Origin of the sequence: Leptolyngbya sp. AN10 (assembly GCF_050565645.1) — a bacterium.
GTDB lineage: Bacteria > Cyanobacteriota > Cyanobacteriia > Leptolyngbyales > Leptolyngbyaceae > Leptolyngbya.
This window is the reverse complement of record NZ_JBNXVP010000005.1, coordinates 120,596-132,675: the sequence shown is the minus strand read 5'-3', so window position 1 is coordinate 132,675 and position 12,080 is coordinate 120,596. Positions and strand designations below refer to the sequence as shown.

General features: G+C 45.0%; 9 protein-coding genes. 4 read left to right on the top strand and 5 right to left on the bottom strand.

The window, feature by feature from the left end:
• The first annotated feature begins 15 nt into the window (after nucleotides 1-15).
• Nucleotides 16-1,131, top strand: coding sequence for an alpha/beta hydrolase family protein (locus ACQ4M5_RS08970; protein WP_430675240.1), 1,116 nt, complete (start codon nucleotides 16-18; stop codon nucleotides 1,129-1,131).
• A gap of 22 nt (nucleotides 1,132-1,153) precedes the next feature.
• Nucleotides 1,154-1,540, top strand: coding sequence for a nuclear transport factor 2 family protein (locus tag ACQ4M5_RS08965; RefSeq protein WP_430675239.1), 387 nt, complete (start codon nucleotides 1,154-1,156; stop codon nucleotides 1,538-1,540).
• 540 nt (nucleotides 1,541-2,080) lie between these two features.
• On the opposite strand, the gene ACQ4M5_RS08960 is transcribed toward ACQ4M5_RS08965, so the two are convergent.
• Entirely contained in the window at nucleotides 2,081-4,456 is a 2,376-nt protein-coding gene (locus ACQ4M5_RS08960; RefSeq protein WP_430675238.1) for a CHAT domain-containing protein, read from the bottom strand.
• A gap of 311 nt (nucleotides 4,457-4,767) precedes the next feature.
• On the opposite strand from ACQ4M5_RS08960, the gene ACQ4M5_RS08955 reads away from it, so the two are divergent.
• Nucleotides 4,768-5,433, top strand: a complete 666-nt coding sequence (locus tag ACQ4M5_RS08955) for a response regulator (RefSeq protein ID WP_430675237.1) — start codon at nucleotides 4,768-4,770, stop codon at nucleotides 5,431-5,433.
• 461 nt (nucleotides 5,434-5,894) lie between these two features.
• Here ACQ4M5_RS08955 and ACQ4M5_RS08950 read toward each other — a convergent pair whose 3' ends face one another.
• The 4 genes from ACQ4M5_RS08950 to ACQ4M5_RS08935 all read right to left on the bottom strand — a co-directional run bounded on the left by ACQ4M5_RS08950 (nucleotide 5,895) and on the right by ACQ4M5_RS08935 (nucleotide 9,713).
• Nucleotides 5,895-7,454: a peroxidase family protein gene (locus tag ACQ4M5_RS08950; RefSeq protein WP_430675236.1), complete on the bottom strand. Its 1,560-nt coding sequence runs from the start codon at nucleotides 7,452-7,454 to the stop codon at nucleotides 5,895-5,897.
• Nucleotides 7,455-7,724: 270 nt separating this feature from the next.
• Nucleotides 7,725-8,279: a C39 family peptidase gene (locus ACQ4M5_RS08945; RefSeq protein ID WP_430675235.1), complete on the bottom strand. Its 555-nt coding sequence runs from the start codon at nucleotides 8,277-8,279 to the stop codon at nucleotides 7,725-7,727.
• Between the two features lie 121 nt (nucleotides 8,280-8,400).
• The gene (locus ACQ4M5_RS08940; protein ID WP_430675234.1) at nucleotides 8,401-8,706 is read right to left on the bottom strand and encodes a hypothetical protein; all 306 of its coding nucleotides are present in this window, start codon (nucleotides 8,704-8,706) and stop codon (nucleotides 8,401-8,403) included.
• A gap of 44 nt (nucleotides 8,707-8,750) precedes the next feature.
• Nucleotides 8,751-9,713: an SGNH/GDSL hydrolase family protein gene (locus ACQ4M5_RS08935; RefSeq protein WP_430675233.1), complete on the bottom strand. Its 963-nt coding sequence runs from the start codon at nucleotides 9,711-9,713 to the stop codon at nucleotides 8,751-8,753.
• Nucleotides 9,714-10,054: 341 nt separating this feature from the next.
• On the opposite strand from ACQ4M5_RS08935, the gene ACQ4M5_RS08930 reads away from it, so the two are divergent.
• On the top strand, nucleotides 10,055-11,974 hold the full coding sequence (locus tag ACQ4M5_RS08930) for an NCS2 family permease (RefSeq protein WP_430675232.1): 1,920 nt from the start codon (nucleotides 10,055-10,057) through the stop codon (nucleotides 11,972-11,974).
• Nucleotides 11,975-12,080 lie beyond the last annotated feature (106 nt).

Here is a 12,080-nt window from a genome sequence, read left to right as displayed (position 1 = left end):
CAAGCAAATGCAGAAATGAAACTATCTATGTTCAACACTCAATCTATAACTGATATTAGCTTACAGGAAAACAGAGCATTGTGTTTCGAGAATGTTTACCACCGAAGACAACCCCTGATTGATGACATTACGACTCAGGCAAAATCATTCGGTCGTCGTGGCTCTTGCTCCAGTTACCTTAAAGATTGCTCCTCCAAGTTCTTTAGCCCAGAACCTATCTACAAAAAGACAACTCAATTTACGACTACAATTGCGGCTGACGGTGATCTTGCTGATATCTACTATCCAGTTGTCCCTCGTTCATCTAAGACAGAATTCCCGATCGCGCTACTATTACAAGGCGCACTGGTGGATAAAGCGGACTACTCAGAGTTTGCTTCGGAAGTTGCAAGCTATGGCTTTATCGTCGTCGTACCCAATAACGAAAGAACGATCGCGCTTCCAAATGGGCAATCACTTACAGGACTACTCGCTGAACAGCAGCAGATCAATGATGTTCTAGCGCAGATGCGATCGGAAGATACCAATCCTCGCTCTCCGATCGCTAAAATTGTGGATACCGAGAAATTAGGATTGTTGGGGCACTCTTTTGGCGGTGCGGTGGGTTTGGGTGCTAGTCAAGAAGAGGTTTGTCTCCTTGGCATTTGTTCTGATAGTTACACGAAACCACCGGAACTGATGGCAGGTATTTTCTACGGAGCGAGCTTTCGAGATCAAGTGACGAATGTTTTTCAACCCGTGAACAATCAAGGGGTCGCACTTGGCTTAATTTTGGGCGATCGCGATGGCGTTGTGCAACCTTTCTCTAGCGAAAACACCTATGATCAAATTCGCAATCCACCTAAAGCGTTGATTACGATCGCAGGCGCAAATCACTACGGCATTACCAATGAGGATAATTTAGTCCGCGAACCGAATCGACCGACTTTAGATCAAGACACTGCGATCGACACGATCGCCCGTTGGAGTGCCTTGTTTTTGCAAGCACATTTACAAGATAACAAAGGTGCTTTCAACTACATCTACAACATCGGTGATGCACTTGAGCCAAATGTTAGTGTGATCAGTCAACCTGATGGAGTTTGGCATAAAAACTCTTATGATTACCCTCGTTGTTACAATGCAAATTGAGTCGCGGTAGAGGAAAAATCCCATGTCACCTGAGCTAATTCAAAAACTGGTTACATCGTACTTTTCTAGTCTTCAAACGATGGACATAGAAGCATGGACGGAGAACTTTACAGAAGATGCGATTATCTATGATCCCGTGGGCAATCCACCGAGTAAAGCGCGTGAAAATGCTAAAGCTTTCTTTGGACTGCTTTCAAAGGCGTTTGAGAAGCTAGAACTCTCTCAAGACAATGTTTTCATTGCAGGGAATGGAGCAGCAGTGAAATGGACGATGCGAGCGTTAGGAAAGAGCGGCAAGCAGGGAACGGGTGAAGGGATTAGTGTGTTTGAAATACACGAATCTGGAAAAATCCAGCAAGTTTCTTCTTACTGGGATGATGCAGCAATGATGGCTCAAATTCGGAGCTAGAGAGCAGTCAATAGATCTCCTACATGAAAATCTATTTTCAAAGCAGGTCTAATATTAGAGGATGTTTGAGAAGTACAAGAAGGTCTTTGCTTCGATTGTAGTTCGCCCGTGATTGGAAATCACGGTCTATCGGAGTGAAGTCCACTGAAGGGGACTGAAAGCCAGTCGTAGCAGTCTCTTCAGTCTGAGTTCGGGATGAGAAATTGGTGGACATGCCCTAGCCAAATCCCTTTTGCTTCGTTGCAAGTCCGCCCGGAAATAAATCTCCGGGCTGATCAGGGCAACCCCGCTAAAGCGGGCTAAGAACTTTGTTTTACGCGCTCAGCCCGCTTTAGCGGGGTTTCCTTCATTAGCCCGGAGATTCATTTCCGGGCGGGTAAATGCGTCAACCGATATCTTTTCAAGCACCTGATTAACCCGAACTCAGGTTCTTCAGTCTGTTTCAACAGACTTTGTTCCGATAGCCCCGAATTCATTCGAGGGGCGATTGATGCAATGAACGATACTTTTCAAACGCCCTCTTAGCTTTCTGTCGTTGATCTACTGCCAGTTGCCCACCAAAACAAAGGGCGACCAGTAGAAAGGTTGTTGATAATCTTGCGATCGCAATAACTTCAATTGTGCGCGTCGCAGTGCCTCAGCTAAAGTCGTTCCAGGCTGACGTAGTTCTTCATAAAGTTGGCTCATCAGAATCGCGGTAGAGTTATCTTGCACTGACCAAAGCGTTGCGATCGTACTTCTTGCACCAGAGCGAAGGGCTACTCCTGCAAGTCCCAAAGCCGCTCGCTTATCTCCGGTCGCAGTTTGACAAGCACTTAAAATTAAGAGTTCGATCGGTCTACGATCCTGACGATTGCGACCTTCTAACAGTTGGTCAAACTCTTTTACATTGATGCGCCCGTCCCAGGTTAGCAAGAAGGTATTCTCTGCTTCAGAGGAGAACTGACCATGTGTGGCAAGATGTACGATCGGAAAGGGAACGGTTTCGACTTTGCCTTCAAACTGAGTGCGTGTAAAAGCTTGGTTCAGTAAAACATTTGTTGGAACTAATGTCGAAATTTGCTCTACTTCTTTCACTACGCCAGGGAGTGCTGTAAATCCTTGGCGGGCTTCAGAGACTCCTCCTGCTAGAGTTTGCAACTGATCTGAAGGTACTCTGGCGGTTAGTGTACTCCGTTGCCAGCGCGGAGGTAACAATTGCAAACCAGGAGATAGAGCGATGCTGTATTGTTCAATCAGGTATTGTTGACCATCATGTAAAGCTGCGATCGGAATTCCGCGCAGAACACCATCGAGAACAAATACGAGCGTTTTAACCTGACTTTGAGCAAGATCTTTTGCAATGGGGCGAATTAAAAAATCGTAGAGTTGCTGATTTGCGCGGAGCGGATTTGGGCTGGCAACAAATGGGTTAAGGGTAGCAAAGAGATCATCATAGGCTTTCTCGATCGTTGCAGAGTCGGATGGGATTGAGGGAGTGTAGTAGCGAATCGGCTGACCGGGTAGCGATAGAATTACTGCTAATCGATCGGGCAAAAGAATCGAGTAAATAACGGCGGCATTTTGATCGACTTGATCAATCTGCTGCGGTCTCACATCTAAGCAAGCTTCTCGAAAGAAATTGTTAAGTTCTGCGAGTTGAAGTGCTTCGACCACTTCTCTGGCTCGTTGTAGCGTCTTTTGGTTCGGATCGTCTTGCAGTAGTAATTGCACTAACTCGCGGTAAATCGGCTCGACTTGCTCTCGGAAAGAAAACTGGACTTCAGGGTTCATTGCAATCAGATCGCTTCGGAGGATTGCGAGCGTATCGACCGCTTGATTGTAAGCCGCGATCGCATCCGGGATTTGTCCCTGCTGTTTGAGAACTCGTCCTAACTGCCATTGCCAAGAGACTGCAATATCATTCGCCTGAATTGTTTGAGCAATTTTTAGTGCCTCTTCGGTGACTTTGCGGGAATCTGACCATTGGCGCAGTGTTTCATAGAGATGCCCTAATTGTCCTAATGCGTAAGCTTCTGCTCTCGGATCTTTGAGTTCTCGCGCTTGTTTAGTCGCATTGGCGAGAATTTGTGCGATCGCTTGTTGATCCTGATTTTTCAGTTTCGTCAAGCTCTCTGCTAAATTCACTTCAGCGTAGATTGATGCACGACTCAACGGTAAAGTCTTGAGTAGCGATCGAACTTCTGCAATTAGAGGCGCTTGATTGAGCGTTGGGTTTGTTTCGGCTAAAAGGCTCAACTGATTGAGTTTGGCTTGCGATCGCGTTAGAGCATCAGGCGCTAGAGTCGCGGCTTGTTGATAGAATGCGATCGCTTCATTCGTTTTTCCGCTCTCTTTTTTCTCACGTGTCCTAAGTGCTCTAGTCACATTACCTAATGCTAGTAATGTATAGCTCTGATCTGAATTTAAGCGCTGAGAGAGGGTCAAACTAGACTGCAAAGTCGCTTGAGATTCTTTTAGATCACCGACTCTAAACTGTGTGATTCCTAAACTTCTAAGCCCATCAGCTTTCAAAACAGAATCAGGCAAGCTTTGTAATCGAGCATTGATTTGTTCTAAATTCGTTCTAGCCCGTCGATACTGTCCAAGCGCTTGAAGAGCTTGCACCTGGTTGAGTTGGCTGCCGAGCATTCCCCGTTCGTCTGACGCTGCTTTGTATGCTGCTTCGGCTTGTTTCCAGGTTTCGAGTGCTGCCTCTACTTGTCCTGATGCAAGTTGATTTGCACCTTGAGTATTCAATGTTTGAGCGCGAATTAATTCGGGTGAACCATTCTTTGAAGCTTGAGCAATCACAGAAGGATTCGCCACCGTTTGAGCAATTCCTGGGATAAAAGTGCTCCAAGCGACAACACAAAAGAATTGCAACATAGCGAGAATTGCTAGATGCCAAATTCTCGATCGCTTTCGTTGTCTCACTACATAACCCCCTGTATAACTGCTATATTTCTGCGATCGGTACACCAGCACAATATTTTTTCTTATTCAATCAGGAATTGCTCGTTTTTTCAATGCGGGTTTCAAAGATTACAATAAGCCAATTTGAGCAACGATTCTGAACAATAGAAATTCCATTTTTTAATATCAGTATCCAGTGCTGCAAATAATACTAGAGTGGATTTCTATCACGAAAATCTTATGAGGTTTTAGATGAGGTTTATGGATTTGAAAAACGAAGTCGATCGACCAAGATGAGGAGGTGACAGAAATGCTCTTTTCAAGTGAATGCCATGATGACCTCAGAACTGACTCCGACAACCCAAATCAAAGCTTCGACGATTCGAGTTCTATTGATTGATCCGCAAAGCCTCATGCGTACTGGGCTGAAAGCGATGTTAGAGATGGAATCTGACTTTCAAATTGTTGGCAGTGTCGCAGATGCAAAAAGCGCGATCGTACAACTCAAAGTTTTGCAGCCTGATGTTGTGTTAATCGACAGTTTAGATGGTTGGGATGCAATTCGATCTATTCTCGATCAGTTGCCATCGACTAAAGTTCTAGCATTAAGCACATACGAACAAGACTTAGATGTTCTCCGAGCAATTCAGGCAGGTGCAAAAGGATATTTACTAAAAAATATGCCAATTTCGGAACTTGTAAAAGCAATTCGGCTAATTCACTGCGGCTATAGTCAAATGGCTCCAGGATTGATGGAAAAGCTGCTGACTAATATTCCCACTCCTGTGAGTCAACCAGAGATAGAGAGAGTCATTCTTACCCCCAGAGAGCAAGATATTTTACGTCTGATTGGTCAAGGCTGTACAAACCGCGAAATTGCATCTGAGCTACATCTTGCAGAAGGTACGGTCAAAACTTATGTGACTCGATTATTAGGTCGTCTGTCTTTTCGGAATCGATCGCAGCTTGCTATCTATGCAACCTCGATCGTTCTGTGAGTCTACCGCCCCACCCGGAGGTCAATCTCTACTGTGTACACACAAATTGATTAATCTGTTGTTGCAGAACTCTTTCGCCCCCTAAATCCCCCATTCTGGGGGACTTTGAAGGGTGAAACCGTTCTAGGCTTCTAGAAATTTTTCGATCTCAAAGTCCCCCAAATTTGGGGGATTTAGGGGGCACTAGCCGCTCGAAACGAAGCGACTCAGTCTTGTGTGTACACGGTAGAGATCAATCTCCGGGCTAACAGAGGAAAGTCCTCTTCAGAGGACTGAGAGCCAGATTGTAATGCTTGAGTCCACTTCAGTGGACTTTCCTCAATTAGCCCCGATTTCAATCGAGGGCGGAATGGAGCAGTGAATGAAACATCTAGAAATCGTCTTCTTGAGATTGGTGCAAGATGTGAGCTAACCAAACGAAGTCTACTGCAAATAAATGTTCGGATTCTTTAAGCCGGCTGTCAACTTCGATTTTGGTAGAATGTCACGTTAAACCGCTTATCCTGAGGCACATTACGATTAACTAAATCAGATAAGCTGTTCGTGGTTTGCAAAATCTCCCATCCCAACGGAGAAAATGTTTGCGGATTGAAGATACTTGGAGCTAACAACGGATTGGTTAATGCCTGAGAGAAAGCATCAATTCCGACCAATCGACCAATCAACGGAGCTAGAGCAGAATTTTCTCGCACATCTTCGGCGCATAGCCCAACATAGAATTCGAGATTTTCCACATGACCGTAAAGGTGTTTCAGTTCTTGCTGAACTTCCTCATCCTCTGTAATCTGATCAAAATCAGTGACTCGCGGAAACTTGCACATCTCACGATAATCGTTGTAGCTGGCAACCTGCGCCTGCCGCCCGAAATCGATCGTTGCTAATTCAACCGAAACCAGAAATTCAGGCGTATTATGCAATCCGATTCGCGCCGCAGGTTGAGTGCAAGTTTCTTCAAACAGTGCTCCTAATCCTTTATTGATCAATAAATCGTTGTTCCATAATGTCTCAGGCATGGGCATGAGTTTATTGTCATATCTCAACTGATCGGGGAGTGCACTATGCCAGCGATACACTAGCGTAAATTCGATCGACATCCAGTTCTGCCGATACCAGCGTTCATTTGTAAAAGCTGCGGGATCAACAATGAATTTAAAGTGATAAGGCGTTAAGTGATTGACATACTCCTCAATGACTAGCTTCAACAAAATGCCAATCACAGTATTTCTAGCCGTTTGAAACAGACGTTCATCGTCCCAAGTCGGATACTCTTGAGCTAGTAAATCACAAATCCGGTTATGTTCTCGTAGACAAAGCACATTCAGCATCACATAGCCAACTTGCCCATTCGCTCGCTCTACACCCATTGCAAACAGTTTTGCCTTTTGTGCTGGTGGACGTTCTTGCTCTTGGGGAACAGGAGTGTAGAGTTCTGCAAATTCCGGTTTTGCAATGCCTCGTTCTGGATCTGCATAGTAAAATTGCGGGTACTCTTCGCCGTTGAGGATCTGACTTTTGAGCTTACCACCTTGATGCGATCGCAATAATTCTGTGGATTTCCGATTCAAACCATACACTGGAGATAAATCAATTTGATGGTTAGAAGTATTCTTCATCCGATTGTTCCGATCGCTTCGCAGAAAGCCATCGGTAAACCACTGAACAAAGTAAGGAAATAGCAGCGTAGATTTATCTGAGTATTTGGTTTCGCCCTTTTTCTTGAATAGAAAACTTAGTTCCTGAAGTTGGGGCAGATTTTCCTGATTGCATTCGGGTTTAGCAGCTAAGTGCCGCCCCGTGTAAGTACGATCGGTTAAAGAGTCCCAAGAGGTATAGGGAGCCATTAAGCTGAAAGGATGAGGACGAGTTGGCGCATCATAAATCGCATTGTTCGTAATAAATTTATTGATCTGACGTTTTAGAAAATCATTGCTTTGCACAATGTTCCACAACTCTGCAAAATTAGTCAGTGCAAAGCTTTGTAATTGATTGCGAAATCCATCTCTAGATGTGTCTCTTGCCATAGCAACCTCGCAGAATTTTGATAGCTTGAGCAACTTAGCACGATCGAACTTAGCTTGGTTTATCCTGAGCGGGCTTCTGTCCCCTGTTTTCAAGGATTCAATACCCGCTCAGAAGTAATACCAAATCAATCTATTCATGCCACAGATTTTGGAAGCCCCCTAAATCCCCCAATTCTGGGGGACTTTGATTCTTGTTCCCCCAGAATTGGGGGTTAGGGGGCAACGCGAATCTGTAGCACTCAAAAATCAATTTGGTATAATGCGATCGCTTTATTGAACAAAGATTCTTCCCCAGCCGCTATTGCTGCCCTGATCCCAGTAAATTTGATTGAGCAAATTCCAGGTATAGCGATCATTCGCGCCTTTTACACCCACGTCATAGCGATTCAATGCGCCATGTCTCACTCCATAAGGGTCATGCACTAACAATCCCGCCTCTTCATAGCCAACTGCTAGAATGATATGTCCTCCTTCCTTGTAGGCAACACCCATCGGCACTGGAATCTGCTTGTCTAACTGGGTGATCAAGTCCGTCTTGCGTAGGTTATACCGCCACTCTGATTCAATTCCAAATTCCTGAGCGATGCACTGCGTATGGGGCGGATGCTGGATGGTGTCTCCGTACTTCGCCAGTAGCTTACCGTAGTAGCTCTCAGGCTCACAGAAGCCTAATTCCTTCGCCTTTTTGCTCAACGCTCCCTTCGTCAGAAAATCGATCGCCATTGCATGAACAGTGAGATTACATTGGCGATATCCAGCACCGTGATACTCCGTTGCATTGTTTACTTGCGAAAAGTACGGAACAGACAATAAGACTTTGCTCATGATTTCTCCAGTTTGAGTTGAAAAGATTTTGCCCCTTGCTTTGGGCGAATGGTTGTAATTTTGGCGATCGCTGTTTATTTTTAGCGATCGCAACACCAACTTTTTACCTTGAAGATCGGCGTTACACTTGCCCAATCAGGGATTGAATTTCAGAAAGTTTGCCAATACTAATCGGCATTGTGAACCTGCCCATATTGATGTGCTCAGAGCTTTCTGGTTTGTAATGAACCCAGAATGAAAGTCTCGGAGGAAACCCTGCAATCAGCCCAAATCCTTCAAATCGATAATCTCGATGTCCTTCAATGTCAGTGATATTCTCCCCAATCTTGAGCGCTGGCGGTAGACCTTTTGCGGTACAAGCATTGTTGATTGTGTCGATCATTTGACGAGAGTTTGCGAGCATAGACAAAATAGTAGCGACGGGCATAGTAATCTCCTTGTTGTAGAAATAGATGAGCGTTATGAAATGAATTAGCAAACAAGTGCTTCAGTCTTTACGGCTAAGAGAGAGACTGCCTCTTTTGCCAGAATCAAATGCGCGATCGTCGTTGGATGAACTGCGTCCCAGAAAAAGAATTTATCGGTATAGCCCCGAAGGTCAGCCAATACAGTCATTTCAGCATCAGTAACATTGGTAAACCCAAATTGTTCAGGTTCAGCCAGTACTCGCTCCAGTAAGGAATTGACATCAAAAAGCATGATGCTCACCTCAGAACTAACAGATTGTTGTAAAGCTTGAAGTGCTGTTGCTAATGATGCGTTGTGGGCATTCGTCAAAGCATTGAGACCCTTCGCACGATCGCTATCTAGTCTCGGTTTTGGCAGTTTTCCCAAGCTAGGTAAGTTCGCGACCATGAGATTTTTAACGCCTGCATCAATCAGGTTTTTTGCTGCCTGCATCAAGTTCTCGATCGATCCGGTTGGATTTGTAATTTGTCCACTCAAATAATCATTTGCACCTGCCCAAATCACATAGAGTGCATCTGAATCTGCTTGGGTTCCTTCGAGCGATGTGATAAACGTCTCGATTTGTTGCTGCAATCCAGGGAGAACCAGATTTGCAGGGGTATCAGGAAGAGTATTGATGCTGCCTGTTGTAGCTCCTGCGATCGCAAAGGTCGTATGTTCACAACTAGACAGTTTGAGAAAGCGAGCAAGATAATCTACCCAAACCGGACCATTACAAAAATGTCCTGGAAAATAAGGCGGCGCAGGTGGAATTCCTTGCCCGAATGCTTGCTTTGTGAGCTTAAAAGTATTTCCCATGTCTGATAGACTATCTCCAAACACAAAAAGCTGAGAAAATCGGCGGTAGTCTCCTTGTAGTTCGTCAGGCTTTAGATGATCTAGAAAGGCATCAATGTGAGCATCTTGAGAAGATTGATCGATCGCTAAACCTCGATAAGCATCAATCAATTGGAAACTATTAATCATGCTGTTCTCCTGTTCAGTCTCAATGCTGAATTGTTTTTATCCTAGAGATTGAACTGAGAAGAATCATCTGGAGATCGTCTTGACCTCCGCTAAACGAAATAAAGTAGCCCTTGTTAACTTTCGTCTTGTAGAGAAGCGATCGCCACCAACACGTCTAGCACTGCGACAAAAGACCTAAGTAATCATGCTCAGTCAATCAACGAATGTTAACTAGATTGACTCTATTTCGTTGCGTAAAGATCGGGACGTTCTTTAGATGTATCGCTTGAGCTAAATCTCTACGATAAAGCTAGTTAAGCCTGATTGTTCCTCTATTCCTACTCATAACCCAGAACTCTCAGATGAATAGTTCATTAAATTTGACTGATCAATTCAAATCCTTACCAGATGATCATATTGCTCCGGATTTCTATATTGACCCAGATTCTTGTAGTCTGCATGATGCTGTACAACAGTTAGCTACCGATCGACCAGAAGATGAGCCTTGGATTGTCTGGGTCTTTGAAGATGTGAATAGCGCGATCGCATTACCCGGCAAGACTAGCCTTTACGGTCATGATAGCCTTCACGCCATTCTCAACCGGGGACATTCTCCCGCAGATGAAGCCTTTGTTGGCGGTTTTACAATGGGCAACACAACGCAAGCGAATGGGATACATCAACTCCTGTACAAGCTGGTTTCCTCACAGCTATATCCCAAAAAATATCGCCTTCCTTGGAAAGTCTCCCCTCACTTTGATGCAGGCTTCAGCTACGGTCGATCGCTCCCCTTGAGAAATCTAAATCAAACGGATTTCAGCACGTACCAACATTGCACCATTTCACAAGTCAGGCAGCAGCTTGGCATTACACCTAATCTTTGCTCTATGAATCGACAAATTTCTAGATTTTCACCTTCAGATCGCATTGGTCAGTTCTTCCAGTTTGAACAGTTGGGCACGAACTATCGCACCGAACTACTCGCTGGCTTTACTATCTTTATGACTACGGCTCCGATTCTCGTCGTGAATGCTCATATCCTAGGGAATGCGATATTTTTACAGCAGAGCGGCGATCTATTTGCTCAGATTCTAGTCGCGATCGCGCTTTGTGCTGCGGTGTCTAGCTTCCTCATTGGATTGCTAACGAACTATCCGTTTGTCTTAGGGGCGGGGACTGGCATCAGTGCGCTATTTACTTTCTCGATCGTGCTCAGCATGGGCATGAATTGGCGATTAGCACTCACCGCTGTCCTAGTCGAGGGAATTCTCTTCACGGCTTTGTCTGTAAGTCCGCTCCGTCGCCACCTGGATGATGCCATTCCCAATTCGCTCAAACAAGCAATGGTGATTGGTTTGGGTTTGTTCCTCTCGTATATTGCTCTGTCAGGAAAAGTAACCTCTTCTCAGGTCGGTACAGGCATTATTGTTGCGAATTCTGCCACACTGACCAGTTTAGGAACCTTGAAACAGCCTGCGACGCTAATGGGTATTTTTGGAATTTTATTAACTGCATTGCTGATGGTGCGACAGGTCAAGGGCGCGTTCCTGTTCGTGATTTTTGGTACGGCTGCGATCGGTTGGCTCACTGGAGTTGCACCACTGCCTCATGGCATTCTTGCTCTACCTCAGTTGCCTCATGATTTGATTGGACAAGCGATCGCTGGAATTCAATATCTCAATGGGGCACAACTGGGAAATTTTGTAGCAGTCGTCTTTGTGCTGTTGTTTGTTTCCTTGTCCGATACGATGAGTTCTTTCAATGTATTAGGGCAACAAATCGACTGCATTAAGCCCGATGGAGAGCTACGCCGCTCTAAGCAATCCCTACTCTCTAACGCACTTGGAACTGTCTTTGGTGCGATCGTCGGTAGCGTTCCAGTGATTCCGTATCTAGAAACTGCTTCTGGCATCTTTGAAGGCGGGCGGAGTGGATTCGTTGCGATCGTGGTTGGAATCCTCTTTCTCATCTCAACATTGTTCACACCCTTGTTTGCTGCGATTCCTGCGTTTGCGACGGCTCCTATTTTGATCATGATTGGGGTCTTGATGATGAGTGGTGTACGATCGATTAATTGGAATGATTTAGCAGAAGCAATTCCAGCATTTCTCGTGATCTTAATTACACCCCTCACATTCTCGATCGCGGATGGAATGGCAGCAGGATTTATTGCTCATGCGGTTGTGGTCATTGCTCAGAGAGAGCGACGAAAACTACTATCGAGTTTAGTTTTGGCAGGAATTTCCGTTGCTTACTTCACACTGGTAACAATGCAGACTTAGAGAAATCTTCATTACATATCAACAATACCTTGAACGCACCGTAGATTCGATTGCGCTTTCCCGCAAACTTGGCTGCGGATCTCCACAGCATAATCTGGCTCACAGT

Excerpts from the sequence above, each read along its gene's own strand:
- ACQ4M5_RS08930 (WP_430675232.1), top strand. The coding sequence starts at position 10,055 with ATGAATAGTTCATTAAATTTGACTGATCAATTCAAATCCTTACCAGAT.
- ACQ4M5_RS08935 (WP_430675233.1), bottom strand. The coding sequence starts at position 9,713 with ATGATTAATAGTTTCCAATTGATTGATGCTTATCGAGGTTTAGCGATC.
- ACQ4M5_RS08970 (WP_430675240.1), top strand. The coding sequence starts at position 16 with ATGAAACTATCTATGTTCAACACTCAATCTATAACTGATATTAGCTTA.
- ACQ4M5_RS08945 (WP_430675235.1), bottom strand. The coding sequence starts at position 8,279 with ATGAGCAAAGTCTTATTGTCTGTTCCGTACTTTTCGCAAGTAAACAAT.
- ACQ4M5_RS08940 (WP_430675234.1), bottom strand. The coding sequence starts at position 8,706 with ATGCCCGTCGCTACTATTTTGTCTATGCTCGCAAACTCTCGTCAAATG.
- ACQ4M5_RS08955 (WP_430675237.1), top strand. The coding sequence starts at position 4,768 with ATGATGACCTCAGAACTGACTCCGACAACCCAAATCAAAGCTTCGACG.
- ACQ4M5_RS08965 (WP_430675239.1), top strand. The coding sequence starts at position 1,154 with ATGTCACCTGAGCTAATTCAAAAACTGGTTACATCGTACTTTTCTAGT.
- ACQ4M5_RS08950 (WP_430675236.1), bottom strand. The coding sequence starts at position 7,454 with ATGGCAAGAGACACATCTAGAGATGGATTTCGCAATCAATTACAAAGC.